This window comes from Cytobacillus horneckiae (assembly GCF_002835735.1).
GTDB lineage: Bacteria > Bacillota > Bacilli > Bacillales > Cytobacillaceae > Cytobacillus > Cytobacillus horneckiae.
In genome coordinates, this window is the sequence record NZ_PISD01000034.1 from 92,631 (window position 1) to 110,702 (window position 18,072).

The 18,072-nt window shown below is 39.0% G+C and carries 20 protein-coding genes; 4 read left to right on the top strand and 16 right to left on the bottom strand.

What is annotated here, in order from left to right:
- Window positions 1-169: 169 nt before the first annotated feature.
- Window positions 170-1,372 carry a sodium/glutamate symporter gene (gene gltS, locus CWS20_RS16390; protein WP_066194954.1) on the bottom strand — a complete coding sequence of 401 codons (1,203 nt, stop codon included), beginning with the start codon at window positions 1,370-1,372 and terminating at the stop codon, window positions 170-172.
- Between the two features lie 21 nt (window positions 1,373-1,393).
- The gene (hutG, locus tag CWS20_RS16395; RefSeq protein ID WP_066194950.1) at window positions 1,394-2,347 is read right to left on the bottom strand and encodes a formimidoylglutamase; all 954 of its coding nucleotides are present in this window, start codon (window positions 2,345-2,347) and stop codon (window positions 1,394-1,396) included.
- 120 nt (window positions 2,348-2,467) lie between these two features.
- On the opposite strand from hutG, the gene CWS20_RS16400 reads away from it, so the two are divergent.
- Window positions 2,468-3,373, top strand: a complete 906-nt coding sequence (locus CWS20_RS16400; protein WP_066194948.1) for a LysR family transcriptional regulator — start codon at window positions 2,468-2,470, stop codon at window positions 3,371-3,373.
- Window positions 3,374-3,386: 13 nt separating this feature from the next.
- Here CWS20_RS16400 and CWS20_RS16405 read toward each other — a convergent pair whose 3' ends face one another.
- The 14 genes from CWS20_RS16405 to CWS20_RS16470 form a co-directional block, all read right to left on the bottom strand.
- The gene (locus CWS20_RS16405; RefSeq protein ID WP_066194946.1) at window positions 3,387-4,187 is read right to left on the bottom strand and encodes an alpha/beta hydrolase; all 801 of its coding nucleotides are present in this window, start codon (window positions 4,185-4,187) and stop codon (window positions 3,387-3,389) included.
- 19 nt (window positions 4,188-4,206) lie between these two features.
- Window positions 4,207-5,025, bottom strand: a complete 819-nt coding sequence (locus tag CWS20_RS16410; RefSeq protein ID WP_066194943.1) for an ABC transporter ATP-binding protein — start codon at window positions 5,023-5,025, stop codon at window positions 4,207-4,209.
- Window positions 5,026-5,035: 10 nt separating this feature from the next.
- Window positions 5,036-6,055, bottom strand: coding sequence for a FecCD family ABC transporter permease (locus CWS20_RS16415; protein WP_066194940.1), 1,020 nt, complete (start codon window positions 6,053-6,055; stop codon window positions 5,036-5,038).
- The gene (locus tag CWS20_RS16420; RefSeq protein ID WP_066194937.1) at window positions 6,048-7,055 is read right to left on the bottom strand and encodes a FecCD family ABC transporter permease; all 1,008 of its coding nucleotides are present in this window, start codon (window positions 7,053-7,055) and stop codon (window positions 6,048-6,050) included. The genes CWS20_RS16415 and CWS20_RS16420 overlap by 8 nt, the downstream gene beginning before the upstream one ends.
- Before the next feature lie 20 nt (window positions 7,056-7,075).
- On the bottom strand, window positions 7,076-8,059 hold the full coding sequence (locus tag CWS20_RS16425; RefSeq protein WP_066194934.1) for an iron-hydroxamate ABC transporter substrate-binding protein: 984 nt from the start codon (window positions 8,057-8,059) through the stop codon (window positions 7,076-7,078).
- Between the two features lie 171 nt (window positions 8,060-8,230).
- Window positions 8,231-9,016, bottom strand: coding sequence for a class I SAM-dependent methyltransferase (locus CWS20_RS16430; protein ID WP_066194929.1), 786 nt, complete (start codon window positions 9,014-9,016; stop codon window positions 8,231-8,233).
- 84 nt (window positions 9,017-9,100) lie between these two features.
- Window positions 9,101-9,808, bottom strand: coding sequence for a class I SAM-dependent methyltransferase (locus CWS20_RS16435; protein ID WP_066194926.1), 708 nt, complete (start codon window positions 9,806-9,808; stop codon window positions 9,101-9,103).
- A 134-nt stretch (window positions 9,809-9,942) separates the two neighbouring features.
- Entirely contained in the window at window positions 9,943-10,584 is a 642-nt protein-coding gene (locus CWS20_RS16440) for a FusB/FusC family EF-G-binding protein (RefSeq protein ID WP_066194924.1), read from the bottom strand.
- Between the two features lie 106 nt (window positions 10,585-10,690).
- On the bottom strand, window positions 10,691-10,954 hold the full coding sequence (locus tag CWS20_RS16445) for a CD3324 family protein (protein ID WP_066194921.1): 264 nt from the start codon (window positions 10,952-10,954) through the stop codon (window positions 10,691-10,693).
- 314 nt (window positions 10,955-11,268) lie between these two features.
- Entirely contained in the window at window positions 11,269-11,988 is a 720-nt protein-coding gene (locus CWS20_RS16450) for a YebC/PmpR family DNA-binding transcriptional regulator (RefSeq protein ID WP_066194918.1), read from the bottom strand.
- A 109-nt stretch (window positions 11,989-12,097) separates the two neighbouring features.
- The gene (locus CWS20_RS16455; RefSeq protein WP_066194916.1) at window positions 12,098-12,442 is read right to left on the bottom strand and encodes a DUF3147 family protein; all 345 of its coding nucleotides are present in this window, start codon (window positions 12,440-12,442) and stop codon (window positions 12,098-12,100) included.
- Window positions 12,439-12,849, bottom strand: coding sequence for a MarR family winged helix-turn-helix transcriptional regulator (locus CWS20_RS16460; protein ID WP_066194913.1), 411 nt, complete (start codon window positions 12,847-12,849; stop codon window positions 12,439-12,441). The genes CWS20_RS16455 and CWS20_RS16460 overlap by 4 nt, the downstream gene beginning before the upstream one ends.
- A 114-nt stretch (window positions 12,850-12,963) precedes the next feature.
- Window positions 12,964-13,437, bottom strand: coding sequence for a DinB family protein (locus CWS20_RS16465; protein ID WP_066194911.1), 474 nt, complete (start codon window positions 13,435-13,437; stop codon window positions 12,964-12,966).
- Between the two features lie 27 nt (window positions 13,438-13,464).
- Window positions 13,465-14,559 carry a citrate synthase/methylcitrate synthase gene (locus CWS20_RS16470; RefSeq protein ID WP_066194909.1) on the bottom strand — a complete coding sequence of 365 codons (1,095 nt, stop codon included), beginning with the start codon at window positions 14,557-14,559 and terminating at the stop codon, window positions 13,465-13,467.
- 116 nt (window positions 14,560-14,675) lie between these two features.
- On the opposite strand from CWS20_RS16470, the gene CWS20_RS16475 reads away from it, so the two are divergent.
- The 3 genes from CWS20_RS16475 (at window position 14,676) to CWS20_RS16485 (ending at window position 18,040) form a co-directional block, all read left to right on the top strand.
- Window positions 14,676-15,551 carry a LysR family transcriptional regulator gene (locus CWS20_RS16475; RefSeq protein WP_066194908.1) on the top strand — a complete coding sequence of 292 codons (876 nt, stop codon included), beginning with the start codon at window positions 14,676-14,678 and terminating at the stop codon, window positions 15,549-15,551.
- Window positions 15,552-15,706: 155 nt separating this feature from the next.
- Window positions 15,707-17,167 carry a benzaldehyde dehydrogenase gene (gene yfmT, locus CWS20_RS16480; protein ID WP_066194906.1) on the top strand — a complete coding sequence of 487 codons (1,461 nt, stop codon included), beginning with the start codon at window positions 15,707-15,709 and terminating at the stop codon, window positions 17,165-17,167.
- Window positions 17,168-17,188: 21 nt separating this feature from the next.
- Entirely contained in the window at window positions 17,189-18,040 is an 852-nt protein-coding gene (locus CWS20_RS16485) for a methyl-accepting chemotaxis protein (RefSeq protein ID WP_066194904.1), read from the top strand.
- The last annotated feature ends 32 nt before the right edge of the window (window positions 18,041-18,072 follow it).

Here is an 18,072-nt window from a genome sequence, read left to right on the forward strand (position 1 = left end):
GTCCTGCCTAATATGAGATAAAGGTAGCTGCAAATGATCCTCCTAGTGATGCTTTTTACTTTACCCTGCTTAAACTCAGCCTTCAACATTAACATCGTTTTGACTTGTGTCAGTTCTTTGTTGAACCTTAAAATAAAAAAAGCGAGAAACAATTTCTCGCCTAAACTTTCTATTTTAAAAGGTTAATGCTTGTAATAATAATCGGCATTGCAAAGACATCAATTAAAAATGCTCCAACGATCGGGACTATTAAGAATGCTTTTGGCGATGCCCCATACTTGGCTGTAATCGCTGACATATTGGCCATTGCATTTGGCGTTGCCCCTAAACCGTGGCCAGTAAATCCGCCGACCATAACTGCTGCATCATAATCTTTGCCAAATAATCTAAACAGTACAAAGATACTTAGCAATACGATAAATACTACTTGAGCAAACACAATGACAAGCATTGGCAATGCAAGTTCTGCTACTTCCCATAATTTAATGCTCATTAACGCCATGGCTAGGAAAATTCCTAATGTGATATCACCAATAAAATTAACCGCCTTCATATCTACAATATTCGCATTCGCTTTATCCAATATATTCCTGACAATCACTGCAACGAACATGGCTCCGACATAGCTAGGTAAAACAAACCCTGTCAAATTAGAAAATCCGCTTCCTAAAAATGTCCCTGCTGTCATGCAGAATGTGATAATTAATATTTGTGTTAAAAAGTTATTAGATTGGAATGAGCTCTTACTTTCATCTGTTTCTTTTGCAGCTGCGATTTCATCATGCTGATTTGTATCTTTAGGCTTCAAATTATGTTTTGTTATTAAATATTTTACTGTGGGACCTCCAACAAGACCGCCGGCGATAAGTCCAAATGTTGCTGCAGCGAGTCCAACTGATAAAGCAGAATCAATCCCCAGTTCTTCAATCGTACCGCCAAACGCAGTTGCCGCTCCATGGCCGCCTTCCATGGAAACAGCTCCCATCATGACTCCTAGTAACGGCTCCAGTCCGAGTGCTGTTGCAAGTGATATACCGATGGCACTTTGAAATAATGCAAGCGCGCCACATGCTAGCCAATAAATCACTAACAGCTTTCCACCTAGCTTAACTAGCTGAAAGCTTGCCCCCAATCCTACAGTAGTAAAAAAAGTAAGCATAAATATACTTTGAAGCGACGTATCCAATTCCAGGTTTACTGCACCAGTCTGCCTTAAGATTAAAACGAGAATGGCAAAGAGCAGCCCTCCTACTACCGGGGCGGGGATACAAAACTTATTTAATAATCCCACCCGTTTAATAATGAATCCGCCTAATAACAGCAAAGCTACTGCAAGAAACAAAGTGGCTATTTGATCGAGCGAAATGTTCATTTAAATCCCCCTCAATTTTGATTATTCGTGGAAGTTAATAATAGCTTCGTTAATTAAATGTGCAGCCAGCAGTACTGTTTGACCGCTGTGATCAAGAGAAGGATTAACCTCAGACACATCAAATGATATCGTTTTTGGATGCGATACAACCTTCCTAATGATTTCCCTTACGACATCTGGAGCTAATCCAAACGGTGACGGCGCACTCACTCCCGGCGCATATGCTGAGCTAATGGAATCCATGCATAAGGTAAGGATTATCACATCATTCTTATCAATAAAATCGTCCATTTTCTCCAAAGAGTTTTCTAGTGACTTATTTGTCAGCTGTTCTTCTAGAATAAATTCGACGCTATGCCTTTTTGCTTCATCAAATAATGCCAGAGTATTCCCCTGCTTTTGAATCCCTGCGCAAAAATAAGAACTGTTTTTATCGTGATCTAATATTTGTTTAAACATTGTACCTGAAGTTGGTTCTTTGTCATAAGACCGCAAATCAAAATGAGCGTCAATATTTATCATTCCCAACTTGACATGTTCACCAATGGCAGATCGTACACCTAAATAATGTCCATAAAATGTTTCATGGCCTCCTCCAAGTATAATTGGATAGCCCTTGCCTTGAATAATTCCGCTGACAGCCTGACCTAATTCTGCCTGTGCTTCTTCCAACTTCCCATTATCGCAAACAACATCGCCGCAATCACATATAGAAGTACTTGCCGACAAGTGCCAAGGAAGCTTGGCCAAGGATTTTCTAATTTCATCCGGTGCTTTGCCCGCGCCAACTCTTCCCTTATTGCGTCTTACACCTTCATCACTCTTGAATCCAATGAAACGAATAGATTTTTCGCTCTTTTGGTTAGCTGAGCAAGGATCAGAAGTGTTAATTACTTGATGATATCTGAAGCTACGTTCATCCGTTTCTGAATCAACTCTTCCTGTCCAGAAATGCAAAGATGGTTGAATATACATAGTAGTCTCCCTTCATTAAAAATTCTGATTTAATATAAAAGAAGTATAAAATATAGTAATATATAATAACAAATACTAAAAATGTATATATTTATAGCTTAAAGCTATAGGGAGGAATTTATGGATATTAGACAGCTTGCTTATTTTGTTGCTATTGCTGAAGAAGAGAGTTTTTCCAAAGCCGCAAAATCACTGCATGTATCACAGCCATCATTAAGCAACGCCATAATGAAACTTGAAAAAGAAACTGAGCTCGTTCTTTTTGAAAGAAATACTAGAGGTCTTCATTTAACCGAAGCAGGAGAATTATTTTATAGAAGAGCAGTTAAATTACTACAGAATTTTGATCATATGAAAATTGAATTGGATGAGATGAAGACAGTAGGCAATGGAACCATCGCAATTGGGCTAATAGAATCTTCAAAATTCTGGCTGTTTAAAGTGATAAAGGAATTTAAGAAAATTTATCCTAATGTGCACTTTCAATTCAAGGAGGTGCTCGGCCATCAAAAAGTGATAGAAGCTTTAATAAATTGCAATGTTCATTTTACAATTACAAATCAGCCGATAAATAATGAAGAAATTAAGTTAATCCCCATTTACCATGAGCCGTTTATATTGGCGGTAAATAAACAGGACTTTTTAGCCGCCAGAGAAAATGTCTCGTTAAAAGAAATCAAGAACAGAGATCTTATTATTAGTACAACTGGTTTTCAAACACGGTCAGATATTTTAACTGCCTTTGAAAAAGAAAACATTCAGCCAAATATTTTCTTTGAAATTGAAAGGCTCGAGACTGCATGCAGAATCGTTGAAGAAGGCTTAGGAGTAACAATATTGCCGGAAAGCTATTTAAAATATGCCCACTCGCCAAATACTGTAGGTATTCCAATCGATTCACCATATCTGTCTAGAACTGTCTACTTAGCAACTTTAAAAGATAGAACGCTTACGCCTGCTGTTCACCATTTATTGTCCAATATCCACCTCTTTATTAATGAGAATGAGAATATAAATAAAGAGTGATGAAATCGATTCATCACTCTGCTTGCAAATATCTCATTCCTGTACTAAATATAGAAGGCACAATTGAAGCGTGATTTTCTCCTTGCCCTTCGACGAATAAGGTCTCCATACCTGCATCGGTTAAGAGATTACGCATTTCTTTAGCATCGTTCAATAAAAAAGGTTTTTCTTCTGTCCCAGCTGCCATGAATAGTTTTATATTTTGACGAACATCCTCCCTTTCAAACATAAGCTGTGTAACATGTTCGACAATCATCTTTTCATTCCACCAGATGGATGGACTGCAGGCAAAATACCTTTGAAATGCTGTCGGCTTTCTAAACAAAGTGTATAAGGTAAATAAACCGCCCAATGAATGTCCAAAAATCATTTGCTGATGTTTATTAAATGAATAGCATGCTTCAAGCTCAGGCTTTAATTCTTCTTCAATAAATGCGAGGAATTTATCAGCTCCGCCTGAGTCAGGCCACGGACTGCCGTCTGGTTTTATCGGCAGCGATAAAGAGTGAGATGGCGGTGTAAAATCATATACGCGGTTTGAGTGGAAAGAACGGTCCGCACCATACCCAATTCCTACTATGGCCATGTCTTTTATTCCCGTTTTGTCAGAACGGCGCGACTGCAGCTGAATCATTTCTCTAAACATCGTAAAATAGGCATCCCCGTCAAGAACATACAAGACAGGTACATCACTTAAATGTCGAGCATGCTTCGGAAGTGAAACAGTTATTTGATAAACCCGCTCATCCTTTGAAGTCATCGTCCATTGTTCTGCTTTTCCAAATATGAAATCTTTATGTAAGGTCACTTTCATCAACACCAGCCCTTTTTGGTTATTTCACTGCAAATTCTTGAACCTTCTCAGTGGAATGAGCACTCTCATAGCCTAAGCAAACCGGTACGCCGTTATAAGGGTCCACGATAATTCTCGCTTCTATATTAAAAACCTCTCTTAACACATCACGAGTCATAATTTCTTTTGGACTGCCTTTTTTCATAATTTCTCCCGACTTCATTGCGATGATATTATCTGAAAATCTTGCCGCATGATTTATATCATGCAGCACCATAACAACTGTACAAGCATGAACGCGGTTTAATTCCTCCACAATCTCTAAAACATCAAGCTGATGTGCCATATCTAAATAAGTCGTTGGTTCATCCAATAAGAGTATTTCCGTTTTTTGCGCCAATGCCATTGCAAGCCAAACTTTCTGCCTTTGACCACCCGATAGATGATCAATCTCTCTTCTGCGAAAATCGATTACACCTGTAATATTCATCGCCCATTCAATCGCTTCCTCATCCTCAGCTGTCAGTTTGCTTAAATTTTTCCGATGCGGATATCTGCCATAAGATATAAGCTCTTCTACCTTTAGCTGTGCAGGACCGCTTGGATTTTGAGAGAGCATAGCTAGTCTTTTAGCAATTTCCTTAGTAGGTAAAGTATTCATATCTTCTTCCTGCAAAAAAACCTTTCCATTTTTTTGCTTAATGATTCTACCTATTGTTTTGAGTAATGTAGACTTTCCGCAGCCATTGGGTCCAATGATTGTCGTGACCTTTCCTTCCTGTATATTTACATTCAGGTTGCTAAAAACGGTCAATTTCTCATAGCTTGTCTCCAGACTTTCTCCACGTAAAATATGCATCTGAATCCTCCTATGCTCTCGATTTCACTAATAAAAATAAAAAGTAAGGAACACCAAGTATCGAAATCACAATTCCAACAGGGAGTTCAGCCGGTGCAAAGACATTTTTTGCGATAAAATCAGAAACAACCACCAGCAGCATTCCAATCGCTCCGCACACAGGAAGTACATGACGGTGATTGATGCCAACAAGCTGCCTGGCAATATGCGGTGCCATCAAACCGATAAACCCAATACTACCTGAAACAGACACACAGGCGCTCACCAGCCCAATACTCGCTAATAGTAAAATCGATTTTTCTTTTTCTACAGCAATTCCTAAACTTTTCGTACTAATATCTTCTAATTGAAATAAATCAAGCAAATATGCCTTCTTATATATAATGGGAATTAAAATTAATAACCAAGGTAGCATTGATGCAATATAAATCCAGTTCGCATTATAGATGCTGCCCGACACCCAAACCGTTGCCATTTCAAAATCAGAGGCTTTCATCTTTAAAGAGATATACATTGAAAGCGCACCGAATCCTGAACCAATAGCGATTCCTGTTAAAATCAGCCTGCCGGTATCAAATGTTCCATTTTTCCATGAAAAAAAGAATATGAACAGCGATGCAATTAATCCGCCGATTAATCCGAAAATAGGCATGATCATTACGGATAGCCACCCTGAACCTTGGACCTGATCCTGGAAAAAGAACATAAAGATAACGATGGCAGCTCCAGCTCCAGCGTTAATGCCTAATATTCCTGAGTCAGCCAATCCATTTCTTGTTATCCCTTGGATGACTGCCCCGGCAATCCCCAAACCTAACCCTACAAGTGCCGCGATGACAATTCTCGGTAATCTAAAGTCAAAAATAACTAACTCAAAATCAGCATTTGTTTCAATCCGAAAAATCGTACGGAATACGTCTCTTATCGTTAATTCAAATACACCATATGTAAGGCTTATATACATGCTAATTAAAATAAGAACGGTTAAGACCAACATTGTAATAACCGTTTTTTTGCCTTCTTTATGCATGCCTTCCTCCTCCTCTCGTTCTTATCAAATAAAGGAAGAAAGGAACACCAATTAAAGAAGTGATCACGCCGATTGGTGTTTCGAATGGTGCATTCACAAAACGGCTAAGTATATCACATAAGGCAAGAAAGACGCCGCCGATGATTCCCGCACATGGAATAAGCACTTTATAATCTACACCAACTAGAAACCTAGTAATATGGGGAACTATCAAGCCAACAAATCCTATTTTCCCCACGAGGGCAACGGCCGTACCAGTCAAGCAAATGACGGATAACATAGAAAGCACCTTAACCATCCTTGTCCGCTGGCCTAAAGTCACTGACACCTCTTCACCTAATGATAATATCGTGATACCGTTCGCTACGATAATGGCAAGAATCAACCCAACTAAACCAAAGGGCAGCGCCATTAAAAATACATCAGGGTCCGCCTGGTGAAGCTTGGCATTGTACCAAAAGCTCACATTTTGCGACACTTGAAAATAGGAAGCAATCGCAGCAGACATACTGCTTAAGAACGTCCCAATTACCGTGCCGATAATTGCTAACCGAACAGGCGATAATCCGCCCTTAATTAATGAACCGAAACCATAGACAATCCCTGCGCCTATTGCAGAGCCAAGCATAGAAAATAGAATCATAGAAATGGACGGCAGCTCAGGCATAAATACCATACAGATAGTAATCACAAAAGCTGATCCATCTGTGACTCCCATAATCGAAGGGGATGCAAGATAGTTCCTTGTCATCCCCTGCATAATTGCACCGGATATCGCTAAAAATGCACCGACTAGCAATGCGCTTAACACTCTTGGCAGTCTCGAAGTCATAATGATGGCATGGTTCACGTCTTCTTCATTGTATGCAGTAAATGCCTCCCAAATAGTTGCCAATGTAATCCCTTTAGCCCCATAGGCAATTGAAAGGAAAATCACAGAGACAATGATGATTGGAGCGGTAAATAAGATGATTCGAGCCAAACCATTCGTTGTTTTCACGTTACTCAACACACTTTACATTAGTTTGCAAGAGACTCAGTCGCTGCCTCTAGAAATTTCGTCTTGCTCCAGGCAGTTCCGCCTTGAGCCAATGGGTCAACAGCATTTACGAAAACATGACCGTTTTTTACTGCATTCACACTTTTGAAAATCGCATTTTCTTGCAGCTCATCCAACGCTTTAGGCTTATCTGCATTTTCACTTTCTTCAAACTGTAAAAATACATAATCTGGATTCATCTCTGCGAACTGCTCTAGCGAAAGGGCTTCCTGTGCTTGAGCCGCCTCAACTTCTGCCGGCACCCCGATACCTAAATCTTCATAAAGAACTGGATTTAAATAGACATTACTCGGATATAAATACATGTTGCCTGCACGGACTCTAATAATTACTACCTTTTTATCATTCAATAAATCTCCAATTTCTTCCTTCGCAGCTGTAACATCATTTTCATATTTAGAAATAATATCTTCAGCATCATCTTGTTTTCCTGTCAATTCTGCCATTAAACGAAGATTATCCTGCCAGTCTGTAGAAATATGCGATACAGGCACCATTGTTGCCACTTTGTTCAGCTGCTCTGCCACTTCCGGTTTATATTTTGAAGTTCCAAGTATCACATCTGGTTTCATTTGCAGCATTGTTTCATAATTGGGTTGCGTTTTTTCACCTATGGATTCAGCACCAGCCAAATCTTCCGCCAAATAAGATGGCAGCTCTCCACCGATTGTCACTGCCCCTATAGGCTTTACTCCAAGGATAGCTGCATCCTCCATTGCTTCAAGGCTTGCTGCAACAATTTTTTCCGGATTGGCCGGTATCTCGTATTGTTCATTTAAGTATGTAATCGTTTGGTTTTCTGATTTTGCTTCGTCTGTTTTTGTCTCTGTTTGGGCAGACTTCTCCGCTTGTTTTGTATTTCCTGATGTTTCTTCTCCCCCACAACCTGCAAGACCTAAACTTAAAATTGCCGCAGCACTAAATCCGATCCATTTAAATTTCATTTTCTTTCTCCTTTTTATTAAAATTCATCACTTGAAGTGATAATGATAATCGTTATCATTTATAAATAATAGAGTATGTGGAGATAAATTACAATACATATTCTGAAAATAGTTCACCGGTCTTATATGATAATCAGCAGCCAAAAAAAGAAGCTAGGAAGAATTTCTCCCCTAGCTTCTTTTCTTTCGAGCAATCCATATCGTCCATCTATCCTCCTCTATAATCTCTCCTCTATGATGTACAAACTCTTTTTCAATATCATTTACTAATTGAAATAGTTCTTGATCATTAAGTTCGTGTAATATGGAGCGACCTTTTCTTTCCAATAAGTCTTTTTTAAGCTCATTAATATTTTGATATACCTTTCTTTGTTCCCAAAGTTTTATTTCTTCAATTTCTGCAAATCCAGTTGATCGCATTGTTTCTATTACTTGCTCGCTTGAATATCTGCGTGAGGTTTCAATGTTGATTAAAGCGGAGAATTTTTCAAAAAAATAGCCTCTAATATGTGTCTTGCTGCTTTTTTGAAGGCAGTCTTCTGGTGTTCGGTCTTGAATAATCGCAGTCCCATTTTCGTTTAATATTCTGTAAATCTCATTAAAGCATGTTTCTAATTTGGTAATATGGTGAATGACTGCTCTCTCTAAAACGATATCAAAGGTTGCATCGTCTAGTTTTGTATCTAAAGCATTCCCTAATAGAAATTTTATTTTTTCAACCTGCTGGCAGTTTTCTTTTGCAGCCTGAAGCTGCTGCCGCGAATAATCCACTGCCGTCACTGACTCCGCCCCCAGCATTGCCATCGCGAGCGTATAAATTCCTCCGCCGCAGCCGATATCTGCTACCGCTTTGCCTTTGAAATCCACCACCTTTTTTACTTCGTTCACCCATGATAATGAAGCCGTCCTCCCTATATAGGATGACTGATTTTCCTGACTATGGAAATCTATTGACATGCCAGAACACCTTCCTTTCAGGTTTATCATATCCTGAATGAAAAAATTAAAAAATACGATTAAAATTATGGTATACGATAGGTTTTATTTATTTTTCTGAAATAATGATGTTAATAGACCATTTACACCAAATAGAGTTGAATCTTCCGTTTCCTCTTTCATCTTTCGAATCTCAACTACCTCAAAATCCTTGAATATTGTCCGCAGTTTTTCATCCGTATAACCTAAACCGCCTTTTATGCTGCGTTCTCGGTATACCTCCCAATCTGACATTTCAACTCCACCGAGAGGGCCGCCAGCTTCGAAACAGGAAAGGGCAAAGTGTCCGCCCGGCTTCAGTGCATGATGAACAAGATTTAAATAGGTTATTTTCCGATGAGGGGCTATATGATGGAAGCAGCCTGAATCGTAAATAATATCGTATTTCCCCCTATCCACCACCAGCTCAAAAAGATTGCTTTGGATAAAGTTCACCGCCACCTTTTCCTGTTCTGCCCTTTCAGCCGCCCATTGCAGTGAGACTTCTGAAAGGTCGACTGCATCAACACTGCAACCATTTTTCGCAAAATAAACGGCATTCCTTCCTGGTCCGCAGCCGAGCTCAAGCACTTTCCCTGGTCTGATCCACTCTTGTTCAAAATAGGCTGCTAAATTTTCATCAGGTTTATTGACAAAGAACGGTATAGCCTTCTCACGATTTCTGTAAAACTCATTCCAAAAACCAGCAGGCTCACGGATGAACGAATCAAGCATCAGTAAAATATCGTCATAATTATTAATGGTTTCCTCCATCATTTCCTCTCCCCTATAAATAACTTTTCATTAGCGATTCGCTATCTGGCAAAAAAAGAAAAGCGATCCCCCCTGAAGAAGAATCGCTGCTAAATTCAAATCAATATCCACTTATATATTTCTCCGTTTTGATGTCATTTTCCTGTTACATGATAAATAAAATCATCAAGATGCTGTAAAGATGAAATATTTTCATTGCAAGCCTTTGCGTCCCTGCATATATAATTTCCCCTTTTAATATATGTACCAACCGCTGCTCCTTTCATTTCTATAATAAACATTCCAGCATCGGTGAATTTTTGGCAAAATACACATAAGCTCTTTTGATTTAAAGGTTCAAAGCTGCCGTTTAAACCGATTAATTTTTGCTTATAGGGAGCAATAATAAACTTGCGATTACTGCCCTTATCATCCCAAGCTAAATAGGTCATCTCATCGAAATCTGAAGCATCAGCATATGGGAATTTTAATTTTTTTGCCTTCGGAAAGAGCTTTTTTAACGATTGCTCCGTTAGTTTCTGAAACGGAATCACAAGCGGCTTGATTGCAGCTAAGAATTTTTCTGCACCTGCGGTATCCTTTATAGTAACAAGAGAGCCAATCAACTCTTTTTGTTCATCTCCTAATTCAGAAAATACACTGTAAGCCTTCTCTATTGTAAGTGATCTTACCGCTGCTAATACTGTCGCATCATTTACAGATGCGTGAGCATTTATAAGCTTTTGCGCCTGTTCTTTCAACATATTGTATTGGTCATTTCTTATAAAAGCCTCCACTACATTCACTCCTACACATCATTTTCCTTGTTATTATTTATATTAAAGCGAAAATAAAATAAAAAAAATGCCGACTTTGCTTGAGAAACAAAGTCGGCATATATCATCATTTCTTATATATAATTTTCTTTATCGTTTCAACTGACAAATAATAATCTGCTGCTAATTGATCAATCGTTGATCCAGTTTGAAATTGTGATTTGATGTTTGCGTTTCTCTCATCTAATCGTTTTCTGGCACCAGAATCGCTGCCCCATTTTTTCTGATTTTGCTCTTGTTTAGGAATATAGATCGTTTCGCCTTGAACATATTTTTGGATTTCTGTCAGTAATGATGCTGGCAACTTAGCCGTCGCATTTACATATTTCATCATGCTCGCTCCTTATTTTTAATATCAATAAGGGCAAAGCCTAGACAAGATATGGCGATTTACTCTATTCTACCTCATGCAAAGAATCGCCTTTCCATTATAGGCTTTGCATGAGACGCTGCAGTATCCGGCATGAACTGCGATACCATTACCATCACCTCCTACATACATTATATAGCGGTTTTCTCTTTTCAAGGTTACCATTTTACTCTAAATATATTTTACTTTTACATAAACTAAATTCTACATCTGACTACTGAATTTCCAGTATCTAAAGAAAAGATGCAGCGCTTAAAAAGCGTGCATCCATGATATTATTCTCCGAAATCTACATTATGATAAACACGCTGAACATCTTCTAAATCTTCTAGCGCATCGATTAATTTTTCAAATTGGGCAACTTGTTCTTCATCTAATTGTACTTCTGTTTGTGGAAGCATCGTTTGTTCAGCGATGGAGAATTCCTCTATCCCAGCACCCTTTAAGGCTTCTTGTACTACATGAAACTGGCCTGGCTCAGCATATACAATTACTGATTCATCCTCTTCCAGAATATCACGCACATCAATATCAGCTTCCATCAGAATTTCCAACACTTCATCAGCAGTTTTTCCTTCAATTCCAAATACAGCTGTTGCATCGAACATATAAGATACAGATCCGCTGACACCCATATTACCGCCATTTTTACCAAATGCAGCACGTACATTAGATGCTGTGCGATTAACGTTATTAGTAAGTGCATCAACAATCAGCATCGATCCGCCTGGACCGAATCCTTCGTAGCGGAGTTCATCATAGCTTTCGCCGGTGCTTCCCTTCGCTTTATCAATTGCACGATCAATAATATTTCTCGGAACATTATACGTTTTTGCACGTTCGAGAACAAATTTAAGCGCCTGGTTCAATTCCGGGTCAGGTTCTCCCTGTCTGGCAACAACGTAAATTTCAAGTGCAAACTTAGTATAGATACGACTATTATTTGCGTCCTTTGCCGCTTTCTTATCCTTAATATTATTCCATTTACGGCCCATATGTCCCACTCTCTTTCAACTTTTATATCTACTAGCATCTGTGGATGCCCTATTTATTCCATGTATATTATAACGCAATCTTTCAAGAGAAAAAAGCACAGACATCCATTTAATAAAGTTTGAATGATTTTACAATTACATCTTGGAGGAACATAAAGATTAGCCAACCAGCAATACCTAAGCTAATTGAAAAATACAAGTGCAAGGAATGCTTTAAGGCAAAATAGACTATGAATAATAACACAATTGTCCCTGGCAGCCCCCATAATACGCCCAACGCAAATTTGCTCAACACTGTAGCTGTTTCCCCCTGGACATATAGCCATATCATACTTAATAAGCTCACGAGCGGGAGCGCTGCAATGATTCCTCCATATGCAGGAAACCTGCGTGCAAGTTCAGTAACAGCTGCAATGACAAATGCAGAAGCGATTATTTTTCCAATCACATTCATCTTCTGGCACACTCGCTTAAAAGCTGTAATGATTGGAAAATATTTTCTGCATCCTCGATTGGGAGACTTTCTAAAATTTGTTTCAGCTTTACTTCGTCGAGGCTTGAGTTTCGATGAAGGACTTTCTCGCCTTCTTTTGTTAAGCGCAAATGCACCTTTCTTTCATCATGAGATGATCTTTCTTTAAGCACCCAGCCTTTCTCTATTAATCTTTTTATATGTTCAGAGGCTGTGTTGTGAGAGACTTCAAGGTTCTCTGCTACTTCACCTACACCTATGCTGTCCCGTTTCTCTATTAATTGCAAAATACGCACCGCTTGATGAGAGATTTTATCGTGATGATTGTAACGTAAATGAAAGTAAATATCTGTCCAATATTGGTTGAGCAAGACTGTATTATATTTCATATAAATCTCCTTTTTATGTCTTATAAAGAGATTATATCTTATAGTACGATATAAATTCAATATATTTTCTACCTAATAAAAACAGCTGCCTTATATGCCGGCAGCTGTTTTGCTTTAATTAATATGTTCGGTAAGTCCTCTTCTAATAAAATTGGCAGTGACCGGCTTTCTGTCAAGCTCCCTTGACCATACTGACAGCTGTCCGATATGGTGAATTTCATGTGCAATTACATGCCTCATGACTTCTCCCCATGTGAAGATTTCTCCTGCCTCTATATCATTGAAAACTTTATTTTCCATCGTACTATTCCATTGCTTTACAAAGGGTGCAACCTCTTCATGGTATTTAGTATCAAGTTGGCGGATTTTTTCTAGTGAATTGTACTTTTCAAATTCCTCCGGCGGACAGGAGTGTCCATGAATTTCTTTAAGCCATCTCCATTCAACATCTATTATATGAAATAATGTCTCTAGAATACTGCCGACTCCGCCTGTTCTTCTTGCTAATAATTCATCTTCTGAAAGGTCCTCGCACCATTTGTACCACTCATGTCTGACCATCCAATTATAATGGAAAAGCGCCTCCATTTGCATCACCCTTTTTTGAATATTCTATCATATATTCATATTGTACTGTCCAATATATGCTGATTGAGGTCGAAAAATGACATTGTTTTCAGCTTGCTCTAGTACATGAGCGGTCCATCCTACCATTCTGCTCGCCGTAAATGTTGGCGTAAATAACTGCTTATCCATCTCTATTGCTTTCATAATAGCAGCAGCATAAAATTCTACATTCGTATAAAGTGATCTGCCTGGCTTTAACTCTTCTAATAACTGTATGCCTATTTCCTCTACTTCAATCGAAAGATCAAGCCATTCATCACTGCCGGCAAATGCTATTAATTTTTCCTTTAGAGCAACTGAACGGGGATCGACTGTTTTATAGATTCGATGTCCAAAGCCCATCAGTTTTTCTCCCCGTGTTATTTTTTCTTTTAAAACTCTTTGTGTATTTCCATCCGCCTTTATTTCATCCAAAAGATGTATAACCTCTGCCGGAGCGCCTCCATGAAGCGGCCCTTTCATCGTGCCAATTGCAGATGTAATCGCAGAAATGATTTCTGACTCAGTGGACGCTGCTACCCTTGCTGCAAATGTGGAAGCATTCATCCCATGCTCCATCGTTAAAATCATATATGTTTCAAGCGCATTGACATGAGCCTCCGCCGGTTTTTTGCCTGTTAGCATATATAGATAATTCGCGACATGATTTAAATGTTTGTTAGGCTGCACGATATCAAGGTTTTCCATTAGCCTTTTTCGAAAGGCGATAATAAGCGGTGTAATGGAGGTAAGTCTTATTGCTTCGTCTATTGTCGGGGGCCATTGGTAGGATTGATTGCCTTCAGCTGAAATGATTGTTCGCAGCACACTCATCATATTCATATCTTTCGGGAGAAGTTTTAGTACTTCCATTTGATAGTCAGATAGTGTCCTATTGTGAACGAGCTGCTCCTTCAGCTTGGTTGCTTGTTCAGCTGTCGGCAGTTTTCCGTACCATAATAAGTAAGCGGTTTCTTCAAAATTATATTTGCTCGTTATCTCACTAATTTCATAGCCTCTATAAATTAATTTCCCTTTTTCTCCATCAACATGGGCGATAGCTGTTTCGGCTGCGATCACACCTTTTAATCCTCTTTGTAACATGTTTATCTTTCCCCTTTCTATATTTTCCTTTATTATATAGGAGAGAAATTATTTAAAAAATTAAATGTTTTTAAATAAATCAATTAATAATATTAATTGATTAGGAGGAGATTTCTATAGAATTTAGTTGGTTACATACATTTTTAACTGCTGCGAAGTATGGGAATTTCCGCAGAACGGCAGAGTTATTATATATCTCACAGCCTTCTGTTACTGTTCATATTCACAATCTTGAGAAGGAGCTTGGGGTCGAACTATTCACACGTGTTGGCAGACGAATCAGGCTGACAGAGGAAGGCCGGCGATATATTCCTCATGCAGAAGAACTGCTCGCAGTCTATCAAAAGGGGAAGGAGGATCTGCAATCGTTCAGTCAAGGATTTACCGCTTCGTTATCATTAGCGATTTCCCCTTTAATAGCAGATACGATTCTCCCATTCGTTTTAAAAAAATATATGAATAAACATCCGACTGTTGAAGTTTCAGTGAAAGTGTTGGAATCAGAGGAAATCGAAAAAGCTGTATTAAGCGAGGAAATTGACTTGGGCTTATCGTGTCTTGAAACAACTGACCGTGAGCTTCATTACCAGATATTATTTACAGATGAAGTTAAACTAATTGTTCCCCATGACGGAGCTGACGCAGAATCTGCACCTCCATTAGATGAGGAAGAAATTTTAACGAGCAACTATTTATTAACAGAGAACCATCCAGTTTATTGGGAGTCACTGACAAGAGAGGTTAAACATAAGTATCCGAACATAAAAATGATGAAAGTTTCCCAGATTCATATAACAAAACGATTTATAATTGAAGGCTTAGGTGTCTCTTTCCTGCCATTATCAACGGTTAGAAGAGAACTGCTCGAGGGCTGGCTGCTCGAAGTCTCCACCACCATCCCCCTCCCTAAAGCACACACCTATGCCATCATCAAACACAACCACTCCAAACAACAAGAATTCATGACATTCCTGCAAAACTACCGGATTTAAATTAATTAGTACCTGTCACCGCCAAATTTCGACAATTAGGTATATTTACCCATTAAATTTTACTTAAGTTAATATGAAGTTTGCTTGTTTTTAGTCGATAGATAGCTTGAGAGAATATGTTTATTTTTAATTTTTAAATATGGGAGGTTTTTGATTTGACTTTAAATTTTGAGGTTTTATGCAAACAGTTTATTGCTGGTGAGTGGAGAGATGGCCAAAGTAGCAATACGCTAAAGAATATCAATCCATATAATGAGGAAGTACTTGCCGAAGTTAATATTGCAACAACTGCTGATATAGACCTTGCTTATCAAGCTGCAGCAAAGGCAAAGCTTGAATGGGATAAAGTAAATGCTTATAAAAAGCGAGACATTCTTGAAAAAGCGGCACACTATATCGAAGCACATGAAGAAGAAATCACTGAACTTATTATGGACGAGCTAGGTGGAACGCGCCTTAAGGCTGCTTTTGAAATCGGCCTAGTTAAAAATATGGTTAAAGAAGCTGCTACTTTCCCGCTTCGCATGGAAGGGAAAATTCTGCCGTCAACTGAAGACAATAAAGAAAACCGCTTATATCGAATTCCAGCTGGCGTTGTCGGTGTAATCAGCCCATTTAACTTTCCTTTCTTCCTTTCAATGAAGTCTGTGGCACCAGCACTTGGAGCGGGGAATGGCGTCGTCTTAAAACCACATGAAGATTCACTAGTAACAGGCGGCACACTGATTGGAAAAATCTTCGAAGAAGCCGGAGTTCCTAAAGGCTTATTGAACGTCGTTTTAACGGATATTAAAGAAATTGGCGATACGTTTGTTGAACATTCAATTCCAAGAATCATTTCATTTACGGGTTCAACGAAGGTCGGCAGTCATATTGGTCAACTAGCTGTTAAAAACTTTAAAAAGCCACTTTTAGAGCTTGGAGGAAACAGCGCATTTATCGTTATGGAAGATGCCGATTTAGATTATGCAGTCAATGCTGCTACATTTAGCCGCTTTACACATCAAGGTCAAATTTGCATGTCAGCGAACCGCATATTAGTGCAAAAATCCATTTATAATGAATTTCTTGAAAAATATAAAGCAAAGGTTTCAACTTTGAAGGTTGGTGACCCTCGTGATCCAGAAACAATTATTGGACCTGTTATTAACCACCGTCAAGCTGAGACGCTTCGTACTTCGATTGAAAGTGGAATTAAGGATGGTGCGAATCCGGTATTAAAGGGCAATATCTCCGGAAGAATGGTTGAGCCAACAATTCTTGCTGATGTCACAACAGAAATGAGCGTTTCACAAGAAGAGCTATTCGGACCAGTTGTTTGTGTGATGCAGTTCGAGACAGAGGAAGAAGCCATTTCAATCGCAAACAATACTAAGTTTGGCTTAAGCGGCGCCATTCATACAGCTAATCTTGAACGCGGTGTTGAAATATCTAAAAAAATTCACACAGGCATGATTCACGTGAATGATGTGTCAATAAATGACGAACCAATTGTAGCATTTGGCGGAGAGAACCAATCCGGACTTGGCAGATTAAATGGTGATTGGAGCCTGGACGAATTCACAACAATGAAATGGATTTCTGTAAATTATGGTCAGAGAAACTTTCCATATTAAAAATTAAGGGGTGCAGAGTAAATGATTGATGCAGAGGAAAAAACACTGGATATCATGGAAGCCTTCATTAAAGTGGCTCCCTATTTGAATCGTTTAATTCAAGATGATATAACAATTGGTATTTATGATACTGAAAAATTAATTATCAATTATCCTGGGGAAACTTTCTCATTGAATGTGAATCCAGGGGACCCGCTCGCAGAAGGTGATATCATTACCGAAGCGATTCGTACAAATTCTGAAAAAGCAGCCATCGTACCGAAAGAATTATTTGGATTCCCGCTGATTGCTCGTGCTATTCCTTTGCATGATGATAACGGCAATGTCATTGGTGGAATCGGGCTGGGAACAAGCCTTGAAAAAGCGAACCAGCTCTTTGATGTAGCTGAAAGCTTATCAGCCGTTTCAGAGCAAACTGCTGCAACCATTGAGGAAATCAGCAAATCGGTTACAAGACTGGCTGATAAAGTAACCGAAATGACTGGACAAATGGATGCTGTCAGCACAAGTGCAGATCAAATCGGAAAAATCTCAAGTGTTGTCAAAAGTATTTCCGACCAAAGTAATTTACTTGGATTAAACGCAGCAATAGAAGCAGCTCGTGCAGGTGAATCAGGAAGAGGCTTCTCAGTTGTTGCGGAAGAAATCCGCAAGCTGGCAACTAACTCTAAAGACAATGTTTCCCAAATCGACGAAATCACCAAAACAATCTCTAGTCTGCTAACTGAATTGAACACTGCCTTCTCGGGCATTCACCAGCTAACAGAAACGCAAGCGGCGTCCATCCAAGAATTCTCGGCCACAATCCAAGAAATCAGCAGAAACGCCCAAAACCTAGCCGAAATGGCCGACTACACAACCAACACCAAATAAAAACCCGAAAGCTGTAGGTACCTGTCACCTAC